Below are 23,633 nucleotides of genomic sequence, written 5' to 3' on the forward strand. Positions count from 1 at the left end.
ACCGGGAGTCGGAAATGAAGACAGTGCAGGGCAAGGTCGCGGCGATCACTGGCGCGGGCTCGGGCATCGGCCGGGCCACGGCGAGGCTGCTGGCGCGCAAGGGCTGCCATGTCGCCATCTCGGATGTGAACGAGACGGGGCTGGCCGAGACGGAGGCCATGTGCCGCCAGGCGGGCGTCAAGGTGCTCGCCGCCCGGGTGGACGTGGCTCGACGCGAGGAGGTCGAGGCCTGGGCGGCCCAGGCCGCGCGCGAGCTCGGCGGCGTCCACATCATCATCAACAACGCCGGGGTGGCCCTGGGCGCCACCATCGAGGACATGCGCTACGAGGACTTCGAGTGGCTCATGAACATCAACTTCTGGGGCGTGGTGCACGGCACCAAGGCCTTCCTGCCGCACCTCAAGGCCGCCGGGGACGGGCACATCGTCAACATCTCCAGCGTCTTCGGGCTGATCGGCGTGCCCACGCAGGGTGCCTACAACGCCGCGAAGTTCGCGGTGAAGGGCTTCACCGAGGCGCTGCGCCAGGAGATCGAGGTGGAAGGGCTCCCCATCGGCGTGACGAGCGTGCACCCCGGTGGCATCAAGACCAACATCGCCCGCAGCGCCCGCTTCACCGCGAGGAAGGGCTGGGTGGAGGAGGCGTCCAACAGCGACTTCGAGAAGGCCTTCGCCACCACCCCGGAGGTGGCGGCCGAGAACATCCTCCAGGCCATCCTCAAGAACCGCCGGCGCCAGCTCATCGGCGCCGACGCGGTGTTGATCGATCTGGTGCAGCGCGCGCTGCCGACGCTCTACCAGACGCTGCTGGTGGCGGGCGCGAAGCGGCGCCGGCAGAAGCTGCTGAACAAGGCCGGGTGATCAACCCTCCATCACGGGGCCGGCGCCCAGCGGCGCCTTCTCCGGATCGCGGGCCTTCGGAGCCGAGGCCTCGCGCGGCGTCATGCCGTGGCCGCCCAGGGAGATGCCGGTGTGGTAGGCGCGCTCGCCGTGGACGTGGGGATCCAGGCCCTCGTACTCGGCCTCGGCGTCCACGCGCAGCCCCACCACCGCCTGCACCACCTTGAGGAGCACGAAGGTGAGCAGCGCGGAGAAGGCGGCCACCGCCAGGATGCTGAGCGCCTGCTTGCCCAGCAGGGCCCAGTTGCCCCCGGCGATCACCCCGTCGGCACCGGCCGGATTGACGGACACCGTGGCGAACACGCCCGTGAGCAGGGCGCCGAGCGCTCCGCCAACGCCATGCACGCCCACGACGTCCAGGGCGTCGTCGTAGCGGAGGTGCTCCTTGAGGAGGACGCCGCCGTAGCAGACCCCGCCGGCCAGGAAGCCGATGGCCAGCGCGCCCATGGGCGAGACGAAGCCGGCGGCCGGGGTGATGCCCACCAGGCCGGCCACGAGCCCGCTGGCGGCGCCCAGGGCCGTCACCTTCTTCAGACGCACCAGGTCCACGAGGCCCCACGCCACCGCGCCGGCCGCGGCCGCCAGGTGGGTGTTGGCCGCGGCGACGGCGGCCAGCTCGTTGGCGGCGAGCGCACTGCCCGCGTTGAAGCCGAACCAGCCGAACCAGAGCAGCCCCGCGCCGAGCAGGGTGAAGGTGAGGTTATGCGGGGGCTGCCGCGCGCCCCGGCGGCGGCCCACCACGAGCGCCACCACGAGCGCCGACACCCCACTGGTGAGGTGCACCACGGCGCCCCCGGCGAAGTCGAGCGCGCCCAGCTTCAGCAGCCACCCGTCCGGCGCCCACACCCAGTGCGCCACGGGCGCGTACACGAACGTGGCCCACAGCACGGTGAAGAGCAGGAAGGCGGAGAACTTGAGCCGCTCGGCGTACGCCCCGCTGATGAGCGCGGGGGTGATGGCGGCGAAGGTGCCCTGGAAGAGGAAGAAGAGGATGTGCGGCAGCGTGCCCTTGGCCTCCTGCCCCACCCCTCTCATGAACAGGTGGGTGGCCCCGCCGATGAGCCCTCCGTGGCTCTCTCCGAAGGCGAGCGAGTAACCCCACAGCGCCCACACCACCGTCACCACCGCCAGGGCGCCGAAGCTGTGCATGAGGGTGGAGAGCACGTTCTTGCCCTGCACCATGCCCCCGTAGAAGAGCGCCAACCCTGGCACCATCAACATCACCAGGGCGCTCGCTACGAGCACCCATGCCACGTCCGCTCCGACGATTCCGCCCGGCATCATCACCTCGCACGGTTGGGGCCGCATGGGCCCGCCTGGCTCGAAGCCAGTGCAACCGGAGGGCCAGACCGGGGGGGCAGCCCATCCCCTCGAAATCAGGGGCGGGAGACGCCTGCCTGGCGAAAGTTTTCGCCCACCCGGTCCCTACAAAATTGTCGGACGCGGCCCGGGAAACGACAAATTCGTAGGAAGCCTCCCGAGCACCCGGGAGGACGTCCGCCGCGCCCTCCCCGCTCCTGGAAAGGAGGCGCCGGGCGCTTCTTCCTACGTTTTTGTCGCTCCCCCGGTGGATTCCTACAAATTCGTAGGAATGTATTGATGGTTGACGGCGGCGTTGCCGCACCGCATTATGACGCTGGATTCAGTTTCCAAGCCCGCCAGCCCCCCGCTGGTGGGCTTTTTTATTTCCCCCCACCTGTTTCCCCCCGCCACCCGCAGTCCGAGGAGCACAAGACGATGTCAACGGCCGTGACCGAGAAGCTTCCCGCCCACACCCTGGACGCCATCTCCTTCGGGAAGATCGTGCAGATCCGCGAGGGGCTGCTCCGTGCCCAGGCAACCGGCAAGCGGGTCATCCGCTTCGAGTCGGGTGATCCCAGCTTCTCCATTGCCCCGCACGTGGCGGAGGCGATCGCCGCGGCGATGCGGGCGGGCAAGACGCACTACGTGCCCAACGACGGCATCCCGGAGCTGCGCGCGGCCCTGGCCGACAAGCTGCGCCAGAAGAACGGCATCCAGGGCGCCACGGCCGAGCAGGTGTTCCTCACCAACGGCGCCATGCACGCGCTGTACGTGACCTTCGGCGCGCTGCTCGCGCCCGGGGACGAGGTCATCCTCCCGGATCCGATGTGGACCGAGGTGGCGGAGAACGTGAAGCTCGCCGGTGGCAAGCCGGTGGGCGTGCCGGTGCGCGCCGAGGAGGGTTACGCCTACCGCCCCGACGCCATCCAGGCGGCCATCACCCCGCGCACGCGGGCCATCTTCCTCAACACGCCCCACAATCCGACCGGCGCCGTCATGCCTCGCGAGACGCTGGAGGCCATTGTCGCCCTGGCGCGCAAGCATGACCTGTGGATCGTCTCGGACGAGGCCTACGAGGACGTCATCTATGAGCCGCACGTGCACCACTCCATCGCCTCGCTGGCCGGGGACTGGGCCGAGCGCGTCATCAGCGTCTATTCCTTCTCCAAGAGCCACGCGATGAGCGGTCTGCGCACGGGCTATCTGCACACCCCGTGGCCGCTGCTGCAAAGGCGCGTGCAGAAGCTGCTGCGCTGCACCATCAACGGCGTGAACAGCCTGGCGCAGTGGGGCGCGCTGGCCGCGGTGACGGGGCCGCAGGAGCCCCTGCGGGCGATGCGCGCCGAGTACCGCCAGCGCCGCGACGTGCTGGTGAAGGCGCTGGAGGGAATCCCGGGCGTGCGCCCCTTCACCCCGCGCGGTGCGTTCTACGTGTGGGCGGAGCTGGAGCCGTCCCTGTACTCGCGGCTGGACGTGGCCAACGCGGACGCGCTGTCGGCCCGGCTGGCGGCGCAGGGCATTGGCAGCGCGCCGGGGGATGCCTTCGGCCACTCGTGCGAGAACGCCATCCGCTTCGCCTTCAGCTGCGACACGAAGATGGTGAACGAGGGCGCGGAGCTGCTTCGCGCCGCGCTGCTCGGTGGAGCTTCGCGATGAGCCACCGCCTGAACGTGGCCCTGGGCCAGTACGACATCGGCTGGCACTCGCCGGAGGCCTCGCTGGCCGCCGCGGAGACGTTGATCACCCGCGCGAAGGCGGGCGGGGCCCGGCTCGTCGTGCTGCCGGAGATGGCCACCACGGGCTTCACCATGGACAAGTCGCAGGCCACCCCGCTGCAGGGGCCCGTGGTGTCCCGCCTGGGTGAGCTGGCGGCGCGCTCCGGCGTCTGGCTCGTGGCCGGCGTGGCCGTGCGCGAGGACGAGGGCTCGGACACGGCCGCTCCCCGCACGGTGAACACGGCGATCGCCTTCGATCCGGAGGGACGGGTGGCGGCGGTGCACCGCAAGCAGCGGCTCTTCGCCTACGGCGGCGAGCACGAGCACTACCGCGCGGGCACCAGGCCCACCTGTCTGCTCATCGACGGGGTGCGGACCGCGCTCTTCATCTGCTACGAGCTGCGCTTCCCCGAGCTCTTCGGCGCGGTGGCCCGGGACGTGGACGCGATGGTCCTCATCGCCAACTGGCCGGCGGCGCGCCACGCGCACTGGGATGCGCTGCTGCGCGCCCGGGCGATCGAGAACCAGTGCTACTTCATCGGGGTGAACCGCATCGGGAGCGGCGGCGGACTCACGTATGACGGCGGCTCGGCGGCCTTCACCCCCTGGGGCGAGGACATGGCGCCCGAGACGGCGTCCGGCGTGCCCATCGTCACGCTCGACACGCGCACCGTGGCCGAGGTGCGCGAGCGCTATCCATTCCTGCGCGACCGCGTGGTGTAGGCCTCTCCCACGGCCGCTGGATGCGGGGCTGAGCGCCCTCCGTCCCGGACTTCGTCTCAGTCCTTGATGAAGTCCGGGAACGCGATGTCGATGGGACCGTCGAACCACGAGGCGTACGCGCGCTCATCCGCCACCGGATAGACGCGCCCGTACTTCTCGCGGAAGTGGGTTGCCCAGTCCGGCTTCCGCCCGTCCACGTCGGTGAAGCCGTACTCCTTGGCGAGATCCCACGAGCTGAAGACGCGGCCCGCCTTGCGCCGGACTTCTGGATCCGCCGCGAGCGCCGCGACCCCGCGTGCCACGTAGTACGGCGTCTCCGAGGCGATGAAGTCGGGCTCCTTCGCCGCGCCATCCCGCCACGTCGCCTCGGTGACGCCGAAGTGCTCGAGCATCGCCTCCGAGCGGAGGAAGCCCGGTGTCACGGCGAGCGCCGTCATCCCGGGCTTCTTCCGGAGCTCGTTGGCCATCGCGAAGGCGAGGCGGATGACCGACATCTTGGCCAGGTCGTAGAAGAGGTTGCCGCGATAGCCGAAGTGGTCGCCATCGGTCACCTCGATGATCAGCCCGCGCTCTCCCTCGAGCATGAGGGGCACCGCATGGCGGCTCGTCACGATGTGCGTCCAGATGGCCCGCTCGAGCAGCACGCGTCCCTTCTCGAGGGAGAGCTTCCAGAAGGGCGCTCCGAACTCGGTCAGCTCGTCCCCACCCCAGATGTCGTTCACGAGCACGTCCAGCCGGCCCTGCTCGGCGCGGATGCGCGCACAGAGGGCCTCGACCTCGGACTCCACCGTGTGGTCCGCACGAATGGCGATCCCCCTGCCCCCTCGCGCGGTGACCCACTCGGCCGTCTCCTCGATCGTCTCGGGACGCCGATCCAGCTCGAGCAGCGGGCCCGGGCCCTTTCCCCGCTCCGTCTGCGCGCGCGTGCTGCGGCCCGTGCAGTAGACGGTCGCCCCGGCCTCGCCCAGCGTGCAGGCGATCGCGCGCCCCGCCCCCCGTGTGGCTCCCGCGACCAGGCAGATTCTTCCTTCCAGCGTCTTCTTCATGGCGTCTCCCTCCAGCGTCCACGTCTTCAAGATGAGGGCGGCGACCCTAAAGGGCGATTGTTGACACCTCCTGTCAGGAATGGGCGTTACGCTGTTTTTCATGCGCGCGGACCGGTTGGTGAGTCTGATGCTCCTGCTCCAGGACGAACGGCGGCACACGGCCGAGGAGCTCTCGCGGCGCCTCGAGGTGTCGCCACGCACCATCTACCGGGACCTGGATGCGCTCTCGTCCGCGGGAGTCCCCGTGTATGCCCAGCCCGGCTCCACCGGCGGCATCGGGCTGCTCCCGGGCTGGCGCACCCAGCTCACGGGACTCACCGGGCCGGAGATCCAGGCGCTCGCGAGCGCCCATCCCATCGATGCCCTGGATGACCTCGGGCTGGCGGGCCCGTTGCGGTCGGCGCTCGTGAAGCTCGCCGCGGCGCTCCCCAGCGTGCAGCGGACGGCCGCCGAGCACGCCCGGCAACGGCTCCACATCGACGGGTCCTCGTGGTTCGGCGAGAAGGATCCGGTACCGCACCTGACCGTGCTCCGGGAGGCAGTGTTCCAGGATCGGAAGGTCCGGCTGGCCTACCGCGACTTCGAGGGCGCGCGGAGCACCCGCGTGGTGGACCCCTACGGCCTGGTCATCAAGGGAGACCACTGGTACCTCGTCGCCGACGACCAGGGCGTGACGAAGGTCTTCCGCGGTGCACGGGTGGAGGGGGCGCGCATGCTCACGGATACGTTCGCGCGGCCCGCGGAGTTCGAGCTCCGGGCCTTCTGGAAGGACTGGTGCAAGCGGTTCGCGACCCAGCGGGCCCGCTACGAGGTGACCTTGCGGCTCACCGCCGAGGGAGCCGAGGCGCTCGCGGCGATGCGCCCGGGCTCGGAGCGGGAGCGCATCCGCGTGGGCACAGTGACGATCGACTTCGAGCGCCTCTCGATTGCGCTCTCTCAGCTCGTCCTGCTCGGCCGTGGGGCCGAGGTCCTGGAGCCACCGGAGTTGCGCGCCCGGCTCGGAGCACTCGCGAACGACCTGAGCGCTCTCTACGGAACGCGACCCCGATCCTGAGGCCTGACGGGTATGGCGGCACGCCTCCCCCGCCTCCGTAAGGCCCGGCCACAGCGCCTTCTCCCCTCACATTGTGACTGGCGGTAGCACCGACTGCCTGTGATAGGTTATCGGGGAAATCCGCTTTGGAAGATGGCCCTGCGCGTCGCCGATGTCATCGCCCGCGCGAGCCTTCCGGCCCCCGCCGCGAGCACCTCTGCCTGAGCCCCCTTGGAGATAGCATGGCCACCATCGTCATCACCCCCATTCCCGAGAGCGGACACCTCAACCCCACGCTGAAGCTCGCGAGAGATCTCCGGGCCCGCGGCCACCACGTCATCTACTGCGGCATCCGGGACCTGGAGGAGCGCGTACGGGCCCAGGGCTTCGAGTTCCACGTGGTGCTCGAGGAGGTCTGCCCCAAGGGCTACTTCGAGAACGCCGTCACCCTGGCCAGCACGCTGAAGGGAAAGGCGCTCAAGGCGTTCGCCCGCGAGGCCGCGCGGCGCGAGACGAAGGTGCTCCAGGCCATGCACGACGGAGCGCTGGATCAGGTCATCACCGGGCTGAAGCCGGACATCCTCATCTGCGACATCCTGTTCCCGCAGCCCGCGACGATCGCGCACGGCCTCGGCGTGCCCACCGTGCTGCTCAACACCAGCCTCCCCATGCGCCTGGATTACTCCAAGCCGCCCATGTTCTCCTTCATCCTCCCGGATGGCCGCCTGTTCACGAAGGTGGGCATCCGCTACGCGTGGCTGCGGTGGATGAACTCGATGCTGAAGCAGCGGATAAGGGTCGCGCTGGGGTACAACTCGCCGCAGCGCCTCATGCTCGCCCGGATCGCTCGCAGGTACGGCGTCCCGGACAGCCAGATGGATCTGCGCAGCATGAGCCCGGGCCCGCTCCTGCCGGAGATCATCCTGTGCCCTCGCGAGTTCGTCGACTTCGGCGAGCCCTGGAAGGGTGATTTCCAGTACCTGGAGCCCTCCGTCGACGTGCACCGGCAGGAGCCGGACTTCCCCTGGGAGCTCGTCCCCGAGGGCAAGCCGCTCGTCTATTTCTCCATGGGGAGCATGGCGTACAGCGAGGCCCGGGAGCGCAGCTTCCAGGAGGCCGCGCTCCAGGTGGCGGCCAGACGGCCGGACTGGACATGCGTGCTGAACGTGGGCCGCAAGACGGATCCGGCCACGCTGCACCAGAAGCACCCCAACGTCATCGCCGTCAGATCGGCGCCCCAGCTCAAGCTGCTCCAGCGGGCCTGCGCCATGGTGAACCACGGCGGCTTCAACACCGTGAAGGAGTGCATCTACTTCGGCGTGCCCATGGTGGTGATCCCCCAGAAGGTGGACCAGCCGGGCATCTCCGCGCGCGTGGTGTTCCACGGCATTGGAACCCGCATGCACCACTTCCAGCTCAACGGAGACACGCTGCGGGCCGCCCTGGAGGAGATCACCTCCAAGCCGGGCTACCAGCAGAACATCCAGCGGATGCAGGCCGTCTTCCGCGAGGCCGAGAAGAAGGCGAACGTCGTCGACTTCGTCGAGCGCCTCATCCGGTCCCCCCGGCCCCAGGCCACCTACCGCGCGCTGGCGGGGTGAGTCATTCCCGGGGGAGTCACTCCAGGGGGATGCTCACCTCGAGCACCCCCAGCCGGTAGGCGAACCCCACGCCGGGGAACTCCAGGCCCGCGCCGATTCCCACCTCCGCCAGCGACACCTGCATGCCCTCGTAGGTGAAGCGCAGCGGAGCGAGTTGGAGGCCCAACGCGTACGGCGGCACCACCGGCACGCTGGGATGAGCCGGCGTGAGGAACGTCAGCCGGTCTCCCACGAAGGTGGAGAGCGTCACGAGCACGGCCGGGGTGTACACGCCCCGACGCTGGATCCCCGCTCCCGCCCGCAGCACCACCGAGTTGCCCACCAGCATGTGGTAGGTGGCGTCCACCTGGAGGATGAAGCGCTCCTGGAAGGTGTCCCGCAGCCCCACGCCTCCGCCAATACCACCGGCGGTGCGCGTGTCGGAGAGGTACACCTGCGCTCCCGCCGGCAGATACACGGAGAACCGATGGCCCGCGAGCCAGGCCGGCGCGTTCGCGGCGGGCACGTCCCCACTCAGGGCCCCGGGCTCCTGGGCCCGTCCCTCGGCTCCAGCGAGCACCCCGAGCGCGAGGACAAGCGTACGGGCGCGGCTCATCGGGGACCTCCCGCCCAGAGCGCCACCGCCGCCAGCGAGACCTGGACCGCCTTGCGGAACATCTCCGGGTGCAGCGTGTCCACCGTGTCGGTGGGCCGGTGGTAGTGGGGGTTGCGGAAGTTGGCGGTGTCGGTGAGGAACATGGCGGGGTGACCCACCGCCCAGAGCGAGCTGTGATCGCTGCGCTGCAGGGCGCCGCCCATGGTGAACGTGCCATCCCGCGGCACCAGGATGGGGACCACCTTCATCAGCCCCAACCGCTCGTTGAGCGTGAAGAGCTCGGCGGCACGCGGGTGGGAGAGCTCGTCGGCGATGACCGTCAGGAAGTCGCCGGCCTCCGGGGTGGGCAGCCCGGGCATGGAGCGCTGGGAGCCGGGCGTGAAGTCGTAATACCCGATGCCGTCGAAGACGATGGAGCTGTAGATGCGCTCGCCCTTGATCGTGTCCGCGTACCGCAGGCTGCCGATCAGCCCGAGCTCCTCCAGGTCGAACCCGACGAAGCGGATGGTGCGGTCGAACTTGTACTGGGACAGGATGCGGGCCATCTCCACCATCGCCGCCGTGCCGGAGGTGTTGTCGTCCGCCCCCTGGTACACCGCGTCATAGTGCGCGCCCACGAGGATGATCTCCTCGGGATGCGTGACGCCGGGCAGCTCGGCGATGATGTTGGACGTCGTCAACGGCTCCGTCCCACCCGTCTGGTGTGAGATCCGCAGCCCCGCCGACTCGAAGCGCCGCTGGAGGATCTCCCCACTCAGCTTGCGCGTGAGCGAGCAGAGCGACGAGTTGGGAGACCGGCCCAGCAGGGCACAGTCCAACGGCTGCTCTTCCTTGCTCTTGCGGACGTTCGTCACCTCCACCACGAAGTCCATCAACCGCTGCTGCTCCACCTGCTCCACCAGCGGCCGGATCGCCTCCACCTGGGCGTTGTCGATCAGGGACTTGGAGCAGGACACGCTCCAGAGCGCACCCAGCAGGACGGGGACGAACACGAACAGCCGATTCATAGCGCGACTCCCAACCGCAGCAGACCCAGGTACAGGCGCGTCGTCACGCCCAGCGGCGGTGTGCTGGTACCCACCTGGAGCTCCATCGCGTTCACGAGGAACATGCCGAAACGGAAGCGCAGCGGCGAGGCATTCAGGGCCACGTACAACGGGCCCACGTCCGCGTCCTCCTGCTGGTAGAGCTGCACCGAGGGGAACGGGAGCCGCCGATCCAGCCTCGCGAAGCCGGTGAGCCCCAGCTCCGGCCCCACCGAGGGCTCCCAGAAACCGAAGCGCGCCGTCAGTTGCGCCTGGACGAAGAGCTCCCCCGGAAACCGGGCCTCGCTGACCGGCAGGCCCGTGCGCAACCCCCCGCCCAGACGCACCGCGCGCCAGAACCCCGAGCTCCCCACGCGCCGGTGATAGCTCACGTCCAACGTCCGGAAATCCACCGACTTCCGCAGGTATGAGCTGTAATTGAAGGTGGAGACTCCCAGTGAAATCTCGTTCCGGCCCGATTGGGCATGGGCCGTCCCCGCCGCCAGTAACAAAATCGTTACAACGTGCGTCCTCATCCAAGCGGGGGGCATGGTCGTGGCACGGCTCCTTGTGCGTCGTCAGGGGCCTGCTCGTATCACACTCGCAGTCACAGTGTCACCCGAGTCTCACTGGAATTTCACGGCTACGCAGGAAAACAGTGTTGTGCTAAGGATTGCGGCCCCACTGATCCCATCCGCAGCCGCCGCCCACCCACGGGGTGCGAGCGAAGGCTCAGCATGTGAGTCCAAGAGGCATCATGCGCATCCTCGCCGATACAACCGATCTCCAGGGTCGGTCCGGAACCCTTGTCGACATCCTCCAGGCCCGCGCCTCGGAGCATGCGGACCAGCGGCTCTACACCTTCCTCGGGGACGACGAGGGCGAGGAGCTCACGCTCACGTACGCGGAGATGGATCAGCGGGCGCGCCGGATCGCCGCGCACCTGCGACAGCACTCCAGCGCGGGCGAGCGCGCCATGCTGCTGTATCCGCCGGGGCTCGAGTACATCGCCGGCTTCTTCGGCTGCCTCTACGCGGGGCTGCCCGCGGTGCCGGCGTACCCGCCGGATCCCTCGCGCCTGGAGCGCACCCTGCCGCGGCTGCGGGCCATCATCCGGGACGCGGAGGCCTCGGTGGTGCTCACCACGGGCTTCATCGTGTCCATGGTGGAGGCGCTCTTCGAGCAGGCCCCCGAGCTGAAGGCATTGCAGTGGGTGGCCACCGACGAGCTGCCCGAGGGGCTCGAGGCGGGCTGGCGCCGGCCCGGGTTCGACGCGGGCTCGCTGGCCTTCCTCCAGTACACCTCCGGCTCCACCGGCACGCCCAAGGGCGTGATGCTGAGCCACGAGAACCTGCTCCACAACCTGAAGCACATCTCGCACGCCTTCCAGGTGGAGCGAGACAGCCAGGGCGTCATCTGGCTGCCGCCGTACCACGACATGGGCCTCATCGGCGGCATCCTGCAGCCGCTGTACGCGGGCTTCCCCGTGGCGCTCCTGTCGCCGCTCACGTTCCTGCGGCGGCCCGCCCGGTGGCTCCAGGCGGTGTCCCGCTTCGGCGCCACCATCTCCGGAGGCCCGAACTTCGCCTTCGAGCTGTGCGTCCGGAAGATGTCTCCCGAGGAGCGGGAGGGGCTGGAGCTGTCGCGCTGGAAGGTGGCCTTCTGCGGCGCGGAGCCCATCCGCCCGGAGACGCTGGATCGCTTCACCGAGGCGTTCGCGCCCCACGGTTTCCGCCCCGAGTCCGTCTACCCCTGCTACGGCCTGGCCGAGAGCACCCTCATCGTCTCGGGTGGCGCCGCCTCCACGCTGCCCATCCGCAAGGCGCTGGACGCGGCGGAGCTGGAGCGCAGCCGCGCGGTGACGGTCCGCGAGGGCCAGCCCGGCGCGCGCACCCTGGTCGGCTGCGGCCGGGTACTGCCGGACGGGGAGATCCTCATCGTGTCCCCCTCCACGCTCGAGCGCTGCCCCGATGGCGCCGTGGGCGAGCTCTGGCTCTCCAGCCCGAGCGTGGCGAAGGGCTACTGGCGCCGGCCGGAGGAGACGGAGCAGGCCTTCCACGCGCGCACCGCGGACGGCGCGGGCCCCTACCTGCGCACCGGTGACCTGGGCACGCTCATCGACGGCGAGCTCTTCGTCACCGGGCGGCTCAAGGATCTGATCATCCTCCGCGGCCGCAACCACTACCCGCAGGACCTCGAGCTCACGGTGGAGCGCAGCCACCGCGCGCTGCGGCCGGGCTGCGGCGCGGCGTTCGCCATCGAGGGCAGCGGCGGTGAGCGGCTCGTCATCGTGCAGGAGGTGGATCCGCGCAAGCTGCCGGAGAAGCTGGAGGAGGTGCTGGGGGCCGTGCGTCAGGCGCTCGCCGAGGCGCATGAGGTGCAGCTCCACGCGCTCGTGCTGCTCGAGCCCGGCAGCATCCCCAAGACGTCCAGCGGGAAGATCCAGCGCCGTGCCTGCCGCGAGGGCTTCCTGCAGCAGGCGCTCCGGCCGGTGTGGAGCTGGCACGAGGAGGCCGGGGAGTCCGGAGAAGCTCCCGCCGCCAGGTTGCCGCTGCCCGCGCCAGGCGCCTCGCCCGGTGAGCTCATGGCCTGGCTGCGCGCCATCGCCGCCGCGCGCCTGCGGGTCCGGCTGGAGGAGCTGGAGCCGGCCGAGCCGCTGACGCGCCAGGGTCTCGATTCGCTCGCGGCCGTGGAGCTGGCGCACGAGATCGAGCGGGCGCTCGGCGTGGTGCTGCCCATGGAGGCGCTGCTGCGCGGCCCGACCCTCGAGGAGCTGGTGCAACAGCTCGCGGGAAAGGGAGCCGCTTCGGAGGCCACCGTTGGCCAGCCCCTCGCGCGGGTGGAGCGCGAGAGGCCGCTGCCGCTCTCGTTCTCGCAGCAGCGGCTGTGGCTGCTGGATCAACTCGAGCCCGGGAGCCCGCTCTACAACATCGCCGCCGCCGTGGAGCTGGAGGGACGGCTCGAGCTGTCCGCGCTGGAGTGGGCCTTCGCGGAGACCGTCCGGCGCCATGAGGCGCTGCGCACGGTGTTCCCCGCCGACACCGGACAGCCCCGTCAGGCGATCTCCCCCGCCGCGCCCCTCCCCATCGCCCAGGTGGATCTGCGCGGCGTGCCCGAGGACGCCCGGGAGGCCGAGGCGAAGCGGCGCGCCGCCGAGGAGGCCCGAGCGCCGTTCGATCTGGCCCGTGGGCCCCTGCTGCGCGTCACGCTCCTGCGGACGGGCGAGCACCGGCACGTGCTGCTGCTGGTGATGCACCACATCGTCACGGATGGCTGGTCCATGTCCATCCTCGCGCGGGAGGTCGCCGCGCTCCATGGCGCCGCCGTGGCCGGCCGGCCCTCTCCCCTGCCGGAGCTGTCCCTCCAGTACGCGGACCACGCGGCCTGGCAGCGGGCGCGGCTCCAGGGCGATGCGCTCGAGTCCCGCCTGGCGTACTGGCGCGGCCAGCTCGCCGGGGCCCCGCCGCTGCTGGAGCTGCCCACGGATCACCCCAGGCCCCCGGTCCAGACGTACCGCGGCCAGACGCTCGGGTTCCTCCTGCCCGCGGCCCAGGTGGACGCGCTGAAGAAGGTGGGCCAGGAAGAAGGCGCCACGCTGTTCATGACGCTGCTCGCGGCGTTCCAGGTGCTGCTCCAGGGCTACTCCGGCCAGGACGACATCAGCGTGGGCACCCCCATCGCCGGCCGCAACCGCGCCGAGGTGGAAGGGCTCATCGGCTTCTTCGTCAACACGCTCGTCCTCCGCACCCGGTTGGGCGCCGGGCTCACCTTCCGCGAGCTGCTCGCCCGCGTGCGCCAGACGACGCTCGAGGCCTACGCCCACCAGGACGTCCCCTTCGAGAAGCTGGTGGAGGAGCTGCGGCCGGAGCGGCACCTCGGCAGGTCTCCGCTCTTCCAGGTGATGCTCGTCCTGCAGGGCGCGCCGGTGGCGGAGCTGGAGCTGCCGGGCGCCACCTCGCGCGTGCTCGAGCTGGACAGCGGCACCTCGAAGTTCGACCTCGCGCTCGCCTTCACCGAGACGCCGCGGGGACTCGAGGGCCGGCTGGAGTACAGCACCGATCTGTTCGAGCCGGACACCCTCACCCGGCTGATCGGCCACCTGCGCACCGTGATCGACGGCGTGGTGACCGATCCCGGCCAGCGGCTGGGAGCCTTGCCGCTGCTCACCGTCGAGGAGCGGCACCAGCTCCTGGAAGCACTGAACGACACCGGCCGCGAGCTCACCCGGGAGACCGGCGCCCACCGCCTCTTCGAGCGGCAGGTGGAGCGCACCCCGGACGCACCGGCCGTCTCGTCGGGAGCGCTGACGCTCACCTACCGGGAGCTCGATCAGCGCGCGAACCGGCTCGCGCGGGTCCTGCGCGCGCGCGGCGTGGGCCCGGAGACGGTGGCCGGCCTGTGCCTGAACAACTCCGTCGAGCTCGTGGTGGGCATCCTCGCCACCCTCAAGGCCGGCGGCGCCTGGGTCCCCCTGGATCCCTCGCTCCCCACGGAGCGGCTCGCCTTCATGCTCGAGGACACCGGGGCGCCCCTGGTGCTCACCGAGCGCCCGCTGGTGGAGCGGCTCGGTGACAGTCCCCGCGTGGTGCTGCTGGAGGCCCTGCGTGACGAGGAGGCCGCGCAGCCCGCCGGCCCGCTCGACGTGGACGTGGACGGCGACACCCTGGCCTACGTCATCTACACCTCCGGCTCCACCGGCAGGCCCAAGGGCACGCTGCTCACGCACCGGGGCCTGTGCAACACGGCCCTGGCCGCGGCCGGGGCCCACGGCGTGAAGCCGCACAGCCGGGTGCTCCAGTTCGCCGCCCCCGGCTTCGATGCCTCCGTCTGCGAGATCTTCTCCACGCTGCTCGGTGGCGCGCGGCTGTGCCTGGCCACCCGCGACGAGATGATGCCGGGAGAGCCCCTGCGCACGGTGTTGGAGCGCCAGGCCATCACCCACGTGACGCTGACGCCTTCCGTGCTCGCCCAGCTGGCTCCGGAGGGGATGCCGGCGCTGGAGACGATCATCTCCGCCGGAGAGGCCTGCACGCCGGAGCTCGTCTCCCGGTGGAAGCGCCCGGGCCGCACGTTGCTCAACGCCTACGGCCCCACCGAGGTCACCGTCTGCGCCACCCTGCGGCCGGACGTCTCCGCGCAGCGGCCCACCATCGGTTTCCCCTGGCCGAACGTGCAGGTGTATGTCCTGAGGGATCTGCGGCCCGTTCCCCCGGGCGTTCCCGGTGAGCTGTTCGTCGGTGGCGTGGGTCTGGCCCGCGGCTACCTGGGCCGCCCGGAGCTCACCGCCGAGCGTTTCGTCCCCCACCCCTTCAGTGATGAGCCCGGCGCCCGCCTGTACCGCACCGGGGACCTCGTCCGCTTCCTCCCCAACGGGGACCTGGAGTACCTCGGCCGCGCCGACAACCAGGTGAAGCTGCGCGGCTTCCGCATCGAGCTGGGAGAGATCGAGGCGGTGCTCGGGCGCAGGCCGGAGCTTCAGGACGTGGTGGTGGACGTCCGCGAGGAGACGCCGGGCGACAAGCGGCTGGCCGCCTACGTCGTCGCGAGGCCCGGACACGAGGTCCACGTGGGAGAGCTGCGCGCCTTCGTGAAGGCGTCGCTCCCCGACTACATGATCCCCTCGGCCTTCGTGACGCTGGAGGCGCTGCCGCTGACACCCAGCGGAAAGGTGGATCGCCGGGCACTGCCGGCCGTGGCCTGGTCCGGAACGGGCGAGCCCCCGGCCACGCCGCGCACGCCCATCGAGGAGGCCGTCGCGGGGCTCTGGTCGCAGGTGCTGCGCCAGGAGCAGGTGGGGCTCCACACGTCCTTCTTCGAGCAGGGAGGCCACTCGCTGCTCGCGGCGCAGGTCATCTCCCGGGTCCGCACGGCCTTCCAGGTCGAGCTGCCGCTGCGCGCCCTCTTCGAGGCTCCCACGGTCGCGGGCCTGGCCCGGACGATCGAGGCCGCGGTGCGCGCGCGCCAGGGCCTGCGGGTGCCGCCGCCCCAGCGGATGGCACGGCGGGAAGCCTCGCCGCTCTCGTTCGCGCAGCAGCGGCTGTGGCTCGTCGAGCAGCGCATGCCGGGCCATACCCTCTACAACATGCCCGGCCTGGCCCGGCTGGAGGGGCCGCTCGATGTGGCGGCGCTCGAGCGGAGCCTCGGGGAGCTCCTCCGCCGGCATGAGATCCTCCGGACGCGGTTCTCCGCGAGCGCGGAAGGGCCCGTCCAGACGGCCGCCCCGGCGGAGCCGCTGAAGCTGGCGCTCGTCGATCTGAGCGGGCTGCCGGAGGCGGAGCGCGAAGCGGAGGTGCTGAAGCGGGCCGATGCGGAGGCGCAGCGGCCCTTTGAGCTCTCCCAGGGGCCCCTGCTCCGGACGGCGCTGCTGAAGCTGGGCGAGCGCGAGCACGTGCTGCTGGTGACGATGCACCACATCGCCTCGGACGGGTGGTCCATCGGCCTGCTGCTGCGCGAGGTGGCGGCGCTCTACGAGGCCTTCTCCCGCGGGCAACCCACGCCACTGCCGGAGCTGCCGCTCCAGTACGCGGACTACGCGGTCTGGCAGCGCGGCTGGCTCCAGGGCGAGGCGCTGGAGACGCTGCTGGCGTACTGGCGTCAGCAGCTCGCGGGCGCACCGCGCGCCCTGGAGCTCCCCACGGATCACCCCCGTCCGGTGGTGCAGGGCTTCCGGGGCGCGAGCGTCCCGCTGCACCTGGGCGAGCCGCTGTCCCGTGCGCTCCGGGAGCTGAGCCGCCGCGAGGGCGTCACACCGTTCATGACGCTGCTGTCCGCCTTCCAGGTGCTGCTCTCCCGGTACTCGGGGCAGAGCGACCTCACCGTCGGCTCGCCCATCGCGGGCCGCAACCAGACCGAGCTGGAAGGGCTCATCGGCTTCTTCCTGAATACCCTCGTGCTCCGCGCGCGGACCTCGGAGGGCATGACCTTCCGCGAGCTGCTCGCCCAGGCGCGCCAGGTGACGCTGGAGGCCTATGCCCACCAGGATCTCCCCTTCGAGAAGCTGGTGGAAGAGCTGCAGCCCGAGCGCGATCCCAGCCGCTCGCCGCTGTTCCAGGTGTGGTTCGTGCTCAACGAGGAGCTGCCCGCGCTGGAGCTGCCCGGACTGACGCTCCGGCCCGTGGAGACGGAGATCCGGACCTCGCAGTTCGACCTCATCCTGTCGCTCTCCGAGGAGGCCCGGGGCTTCTCCGGAAGCCTGCGGTACAACTCCGGCCTGTTCGAGCCCTCGACGGCGGCCCGGATGGTGGAGCACCTCCGGACGCTGCTGGAGGGCATCGCCGCGAATCCCGGCCAGCGGCTGTCCCTGCTGCCGCTGCTGCCCGAGCACGAGCGCCGCGAGCTGCTGGTGGACTGGAACCGGACCGGCGTGGACGTCCCGCGCGGCGTCTGCGCCCACCACCTGTTCGAGCGCCAGGCCGAGCGCACTCCGGACGCCATCGCCGTGTCGTTCGAGGGACGTTCCCTGACGTACCGCGAGCTCAACCACTCCGCCAATCAACTCGCCCGCGCCCTGCGGCGCCGCGGCGTGGGCCCCGAGGTCGTCGTGGGCCTGCTGATGGATCGCTCGCTGGAGATGGTCATCGGGCTGCTCGGCATCCTGAAGGCCGGTGGCGCATACCTACCGATGGATCCCACCCTGCCCGCGGAGCGCCTGGAGTTCATGGCCGAGGACGCCTGGCTGGCGGTGATGGTGACGCGGCGCGAGCTGGTGGAGCCGCTCAACCTGCGCGTGGCCTACGTCCTGTGCCTGGATGAGGAGTGGGAGCGCATCGAGCGGGAGCCGGGCGGCAACGTGGAGAGCGGCGTGGGAGAGGACAACCTCGCCTACGTCATCTACACCTCCGGCTCCACCGGCAAGCCCAAGGGCACCCTGCTCCACCACCGGGGCCTGTGCAACACCGCCCTGGCGGCCATCGACGCGCACGGCGTGCGGCCGGACAGCCGGGTGCTCCAGTTCGCCGCGTCCGGCTTCGACGCCTCCGTGTGCGAGGTGTTCTCCACGCTCCTCGCTGGCGCCCGGCTCTGCTTGGCCCCGCGCGAGGCGCTCATGCCCGGAGCCCCCCTGCTGGCGACGCTGCGGGAGCAGCACATCACCGCCGTCACCCTCACCCCCTCGGTGCTGGCGCAGCTGGAGCCCGAGGGACTGCCCGCGCTGGAGACGGTGATCTCCGCGGGTGAGGCCTGCTCGCCGGAACTGGTGCGGCGGTGGAAGCCCGGCCGGCGCTTCCTCAACGCCTACGGCCCCACGGAGGTGACGGTCTGCGCCACCATCACCGCGGAGGTTGATCCGAAGCGGTTGAGCATCGGCCGCCCGTTCCCGAACGTGCGGCTCTACGTGCTGGGCCCGGCGCTGGAGCCGGTGCCGGTGGGCGTGGTGGGAGAGCTGTACGTGGGCGGCGTGGGCCTGGCGCGCGGCTACCTGGGACGGCCGGAGCTGACCGCCGAGCGCTTCATCCCCGATCCCTTCGGCACGGCGCCCGGCGAGCGGCTGTACTCGACGGGAGACCTCGTGCGCTACCTGCCGGACGGGAGCCTCGAGTTCCTCGGGCGCCGGGACGGCCAGGTGAAGATCCGCGGCCACCGCATCGAGCTGGGTGAGGTGGAGGAGGCGCTGCGCCGCCACCCCGGCGTCCGCGAGGCCGCCGCGGCGGTGCATGAGCTCGCGGGCGAGAAGTCGCTCGTCGCGTACGCCGTCGTCTCCGGCGAGGAGGCGCCGACCATCGAGTCGGTGCGCAAGCGGCTGGGAGATGCGCTGCCCGCGTACATGGTGCCCGCCGCGCTGGTCGTGCTGGACGCGCTGCCGCTGACATCCAGTGGAAAGCTCGATCGCCGCGCGCTGCCCGCGCCGGGTGGGGAGCGGCCGCGTCTGGAGAAGGCGTTCACCGCGCCCCGCACGCGCGTGGAGGAGTTGCTGGCCTCCGCCATCGCCGAGGTGCTGGGCTTGGAGAGCGTGGGCATCGACGATGACTTCTTCCACCTGGGCGGAGACTCCATCCGCAGCATCCAGGTGGTCGCGCGGTGCCGCGAGCGGGGCCTGGAGATCACGATCGCGGATCTGCTCCAGCGTCAGAACGTCCGCGGCCTGGCGGAAGTGGCCCGGAGCCTCGACGCGGAGGTGCTGGAGCCCGGAGGAGATCAGCCCTTCGGCCTCATCTCCGAGGCGGATCGCTCGCGGTTGCCCGCGGACGCGGAGGATGCCTACCCGCTGGCGGTGCTCCAGGCGGGCATGCTCTTCCACAGCGAGCTCAACCGGGAGCTGGCGCTGTACCACGACACGGTGAGCCTCCACCTGGAGCTGCCCCTGGACGTCCCCGCGCTCCAGCAGGAGCTCGCCCGGATGGGCCGGCGCCACACGGTGCTGAGGACCACGTTCGACCTGAGCCGCTACGGCGAGCCGCTCCAGGTGGTGCACCGGGAGCTGGAGATTCCCCTCCAGGTGGAGGATCTGCGCCACCTGTTCCCGTCCGACCAGGACGCGTTCCTGGACACGTGGCTCGAGCCGGAGCGCGCCCGTCCCTTCGACTGGGAGCGCTCGCCGATGCTGCGGTGCACCGTCCACCGGCGCTCGGACACCACCCTCCAGTTCACCCTCACCTCGCACCACGCCATCCTGGATGGCTGGAGCAGCGCCGTGCTGCTCAGCGAGCTGCTCGGGGGCTACGTGGCCCGCCTGAAGGGTGAGACGCTGGAGCCCGCTCCGCTGGCCGCGTCCTTCCAGCAGTTCATCGCGCTGGAGCGCAAGGCACTCCGCTCCAAGCCCGGCGAGCGGTTCTGGAAGGAGCTGCTGCGCGACCGCGCCGCCGCTTCCTCCTGGAGTGGCAAGCGCCGCCAGGAGCTGGAGGCGTTCCGGCTCCACCCGCTCCGCATCCCCACCTCGCTCCAGGAAGCGCTCTCGCGCGTGGCCCGGACGGCCGGGGTCCCCATCAAGAACGTGCTGCTCGCCGCGCACCTGCGCGTCATGAGTCTGCTGGAAGGCAGCACCGACGTCGTCACCGGCCTCACCACCAACGGCCGCCCCGAGGTCCGCGACGCGGAGCGCACCCTCGGCCTGTTCCTCAACAGCCTCCCCTTCCGCCTGCGGCTCGAGGGCGGCACGTGGATCGAGCTCATCCAGGCCGTGGCCGCGCGGGAGCAGGAGATGCTCCCCCACCGCCGCTACCCGATGGCCACCCTGCAGCGGCAGCTCGGCGGGCAGTCCCTGTTCGAAACGATGTTCACGTTCGTCCACTTCCACGTCGCCAGTGGGCTGACGCGGCTCGAGGGCATCCGCCTGGTGGACGAGATGCGGACCATCGCGTGGGTGGAGATGCCGCTGGGCGTCACCTTCAGCATGGATCCGGAGTCCTCCGAGCTCCTCCTCGGCCTGCGCAGCAACGGAGAGCCCCGGGAGGGACTGACGCTGGAGCGGCTCGCGGGCTACTACCTGCGCACGCTGGAGACCCTGGCGCTCACGCCGCACGCTTCCTACGCCTCGGCGCCGTTGCTCGACGAGACGGAGCGGCACCAGGTGCTGCGGGAGTGGAACGGAGAGCGGAGTGGAAGGCCGTCCGCGCAGGCGTGCTTCCACGAGCTGTTCGAGGCCCGGGTGGACGCCCACCCGGAAGCGCTCGCCGTGGTGGCCGAGGAGTCCCGGTTGAGCTACGGGGAGCTGGATCGCCGCGCCAACCAGCTCGCGCGCTTCCTGCGGACGCGGGGCGTGGGTCCCGAAACGCCGGTGGGCCTGTTGCTGGAGCGCTCGGTGGAGGCGCTGGTGGGGATGCTCGGCATCCTCAAGGCCGGAGGGGCCTACGTGCCGCTGGATCCGGCCCATCCCGCCGAGCGGCTCCGTGGAATCCTCGAGGACTCCGGAGCCCGCGTGGTGGTGACGTCGCGTGCGCTCACCGCCACGCTGGAGGGCTATGACGGGCGGCTCGTCCGGCTGGACGAGGAGGCGGAGGCGCTCGCGCGGGAGAGCGGCGCCCGCCCGGGCCGCACCGCCTCGCCGGACAACCTCGCCTACGTCATCTTCACGTCGGGCTCGACCGGCCGGCCCAAGGGCGTGGCCATCGAGCACCGGCAGCTCCTGCACTACGTGGAGGGCGTCACCGGCCGGCTGGAGCTGCCAGCGGGCGCGAGCTTCGCCTCGGTGTCCACGCTCGCGGCGGATCTCGGCCACACGGCCATCTTCCCCACGCTGCTGAACGGCGGGGCGCTGCACCTGGTCTCCCAGGAGCGGGCCATGGATCCCGCGCGCCTGGCCGAGTACTTCGAGCGCCACGCGGTGGACTGCCTGAAGATCGTCCCCTCACACCTGGGAGCGCTGCTCTCGGCGCCCACGCCCGAGCGCCTGCTGCCGCGCCAGCGTCTGGTGCTGGGCGGTGACGCGTCGAGCTGGGAGCTGGTGGATCGGGTCCACGCGCTCGCGCCCCGGTGCGAGGTCTTCAATCACTACGGCCCCACCGAGACGACGGTGGGTGTCGTCACGCACCGGGTCCCCTGGAGCCAGGACGAGCGGCTGTCCGCGGGCGTGCCGCTGGGACGGCCGCTGCCGGACACGGAGCTCTACGTCCTCGATGCCCACCTCCAGCCGGTTCCGGTGGGCGTGCCGGGCGAGCTGTACATCGGAGGCCGCGGCGTGGGCCGTGGCTACCTCGGACGGCCGGAGCTGACGGCCGAGCGGTTCATTCCGGATCCGTTCAGCGCGGTGCCCGGCGCCCGGCTGTACCGGACGGGAGATCGGGCGCGCCACCTGAAGGACGGCACCCTCGAGTTCCTCGGGCGCGTGGACTTCCAGCTGAAGATCCGCGGCTTCCGCATCGAGCTGGGTGAGATTGAAGCCGTGCTGCGGCGGCACCCGGCCGTGCGGGAGGCCCTGGTGGTGGCCCGCGAGGATGCACCGGGAGACAGGCGCCTGGTGGCGTACGTGGTGCCGGGAGCGGGCGGAACGTTGGACGCCAGTGCGCTGCGCCACCACCTCGCGGAGCGGCTGCCCGAGTACATGGTGCCCTCCGCGCTGGTGCCGCTGGAGGCGCTGCCGCTGACCCCGAATGGCAAGGTGGATCGGCAGGCGCTGCCCGTGCCGGACGCGACGCCCGGGCACGAGCGCGCCTTCGTCGCGCCCCGGACGCCCACCGAGGAGCTGCTCGCCGGCATCTGGCGCGAGCTGCTGGGGAGCGAGCGGATCAGCCTCCACGACAACTTCTTCGAGCTGGGAGGCCACTCGCTGCTCGCCACCCAGGCCACCTCGCGCATCCGCGGCGCCTTCCAGGTGGAGCTGCCCGTGCGGGCGATCTTCGACGCGCCCACGCTGGCCGGGCTCGCGTCGCGCGTGGACGCCGCCGTGCAGCTCGGAGCGGGACTGAGGGCTCCGCCCTTGGCGCGCCTGCCTCGCGGCGGGCCGATGCCCGTGTCCTTCGCGCAGCAGCGGCTGTGGTTCCTGGAGCAGCTCCAGCCGGGCGGCGCGCTCTACAACACGCCCGCGACCGTGCGGATCGAGGGCGAGCTGGATGTCGCCGTGCTGGAGCGCGCCATCAACGCGCTCGTCCAGCGGCATGAAGCGCTGCGGACGAGCTTCGCCGACGCGGCGGGTGAGCCGCGGCAGCAGGTCCTCCCGGAGCAGACGATCCAGCTCCGCCGGGTGGATCTGCGCGCCATTGTCCCGGCCACTCGGGACGAGGAGATCCTGCGCCACGTCCGCGAGGAGGTGCAGCGGCCCTTCGATCTCCGGAGCGGCCCGATGCTGCGGATCTCCCTGCTGGAGCTGGAGCCGCGCGTCCACGTGATGGTGATGGTGATGCACCACATCATCTCGGATGGTTGGTCCACGTCGATCTTCATCCGCGAGGTGGCGGCGAGCTACTCCGCGTTCTCACGTGGCGAGGCGCCCGTCCTGCCGGAGCTGCCCATCCAATACGCCGATTACGCGGCCTGGCAGCGCGGTTGGTTGCAGGGAGAGGCACTCGAGGCCCAGTTGTCGTACTGGCGCCAGCAACTCGCCGGCATCCCCGCCGCGCTCGAGCTGCCCACCGACCATCCGCGTCCGGCGGTGCCTGGTGCTCGCGGCGCACGCCTCTACCGTGTGCTCCCGCGTGAGCTGCTGGAGCGGCTCGGCGGCTTCGCCCAGCGCGAGGGTGTCACGCCCTTCATGGTGCTGCTGGCCGCCTTCCAGGCCCTGCTCTCGCGCTACTCAGGCCAGCTCGACATTCCCGTCGGCACCGACATCGCCAACCGCAACCGCTCCGAGACCGAGGGCCTCATCGGCTTCTTCGTCAACCAGCTCGTGCTCCGCTCGAAACTGGAGGGCAATCCGTCCGTCCGTGACTTCCTCGCCCGCGTCCGCGAGACCACCCTGGGCGCCTACGCCCACCAGGACCTGCCCTTCGAGGAGCTCGTCAAGGCGCTCAACCCCGAGCGCAGCACCAGCCGCTCTCCCCTCTTCCAGGTCAAGCTGACGCTGCAGAACGAGCCGCTGCCGTCGCTGGACATGTCCGGTCTGACGATCCGTGCACTGCCGCTCGACGCGGGCGTGGCGCGGCACGACCTGACGCTCTTCTGCCGCGAGGGCGACGAAGGCCTGCACTGCAATTGGGAGTACAGCACGGACCTGTTCGAGGGCCCCACGGTGGAGCGCATGGCGGGCCACTTCCAGCGCCTGCTGGAGGAGATGCTGGCCCATCCGCAGCGGCCCGTGTCCACCCTCTCCCTGCTCTCCCAGCACG

11 protein-coding genes are annotated in these 23,633 nt (G+C 71.0%); 6 read left to right on the forward strand and 5 right to left on the reverse strand.

Going from position 1 to position 23,633, the window contains the following annotated elements; all coding sequences use genetic code 11:
- Positions 1–14 precede the first annotated feature (14 nt).
- On the forward strand, positions 15–860 hold the full coding sequence (locus VFZ09_RS36515; RefSeq protein ID WP_329732384.1) for an SDR family NAD(P)-dependent oxidoreductase: 846 nt from the start codon (positions 15–17) through the stop codon (positions 858–860).
- Here the strand turns inward: VFZ09_RS36515 and VFZ09_RS36520 are convergent, their stop codons facing one another.
- The gene (locus VFZ09_RS36520; RefSeq protein ID WP_329732385.1) at positions 861–2,207 is read right to left on the reverse strand and encodes an ammonium transporter; all 1,347 of its coding nucleotides are present in this window, start codon (positions 2,205–2,207) and stop codon (positions 861–863) included. It lies immediately after the preceding gene.
- A 429-nt stretch (positions 2,208–2,636) separates the two neighbouring features.
- Here VFZ09_RS36520 and VFZ09_RS36525 point away from each other — a divergent pair, with 429 nt between their 5' ends.
- Together VFZ09_RS36525 and VFZ09_RS36530 are read left to right on the forward strand one after the other, a co-directional pair.
- On the forward strand, positions 2,637–3,857 hold the full coding sequence (locus VFZ09_RS36525; RefSeq protein WP_329732386.1) for a pyridoxal phosphate-dependent aminotransferase: 1,221 nt from the start codon (positions 2,637–2,639) through the stop codon (positions 3,855–3,857).
- A complete protein-coding gene (locus VFZ09_RS36530; protein WP_329732387.1) occupies positions 3,854–4,639 on the forward strand; it encodes a nitrilase-related carbon-nitrogen hydrolase in 786 nt (261 codons plus the stop codon). The genes VFZ09_RS36525 and VFZ09_RS36530 overlap by 4 nt, the downstream gene beginning before the upstream one ends.
- A gap of 56 nt (positions 4,640–4,695) precedes the next feature.
- On the opposite strand, the gene VFZ09_RS36535 is transcribed toward VFZ09_RS36530, so the two are convergent.
- Positions 4,696–5,685 (reverse strand): SDR family oxidoreductase, encoded by a 990-nt coding sequence (locus tag VFZ09_RS36535; RefSeq protein WP_329732388.1) that lies wholly within the window; start codon positions 5,683–5,685, stop codon positions 4,696–4,698.
- Positions 5,686–5,812: 127 nt separating this feature from the next.
- Between VFZ09_RS36535 and VFZ09_RS36540 the strand changes: the two genes are divergently transcribed.
- Positions 5,813–6,739: a YafY family protein gene (locus VFZ09_RS36540; protein WP_329732389.1), complete on the forward strand. Its 927-nt coding sequence runs from the start codon at positions 5,813–5,815 to the stop codon at positions 6,737–6,739.
- Between the two features lie 221 nt (positions 6,740–6,960).
- A complete protein-coding gene (locus tag VFZ09_RS36545; protein ID WP_329732390.1) occupies positions 6,961–8,319 on the forward strand; it encodes a glycosyltransferase in 1,359 nt (452 codons plus the stop codon).
- A gap of 16 nt (positions 8,320–8,335) precedes the next feature.
- Here the strand turns inward: VFZ09_RS36545 and VFZ09_RS36550 are convergent, their stop codons facing one another.
- The 3 genes from VFZ09_RS36550 to VFZ09_RS36560 are packed head-to-tail and all read right to left on the reverse strand — an operon-like array spanning position 8,336 to position 10,331.
- Positions 8,336–8,914 (reverse strand): hypothetical protein, encoded by a 579-nt coding sequence (locus VFZ09_RS36550; RefSeq protein ID WP_329732391.1) that lies wholly within the window; start codon positions 8,912–8,914, stop codon positions 8,336–8,338.
- The gene (locus VFZ09_RS36555) at positions 8,911–9,921 is read right to left on the reverse strand and encodes a M28 family metallopeptidase (RefSeq protein ID WP_329732392.1); all 1,011 of its coding nucleotides are present in this window, start codon (positions 9,919–9,921) and stop codon (positions 8,911–8,913) included. Before VFZ09_RS36555 ends, VFZ09_RS36550 begins: the two co-directional genes overlap by 4 nt.
- Positions 9,918–10,331 (reverse strand): hypothetical protein, encoded by a 414-nt coding sequence (locus VFZ09_RS36560; protein ID WP_329732393.1) that lies wholly within the window; start codon positions 10,329–10,331, stop codon positions 9,918–9,920. The genes VFZ09_RS36555 and VFZ09_RS36560 overlap by 4 nt, the downstream gene beginning before the upstream one ends.
- 365 nt (positions 10,332–10,696) lie before the next feature.
- Here VFZ09_RS36560 and VFZ09_RS36565 point away from each other — a divergent pair.
- A partial coding sequence (locus VFZ09_RS36565) for a non-ribosomal peptide synthetase (RefSeq protein ID WP_329732394.1) occupies positions 10,697–23,633 on the forward strand: 12,937 nt, incomplete at its 3' end.

The organism is Archangium sp. (genome assembly GCF_036277355.1).
Lineage (GTDB): Bacteria > Myxococcota > Myxococcia > Myxococcales > Myxococcaceae > Archangium.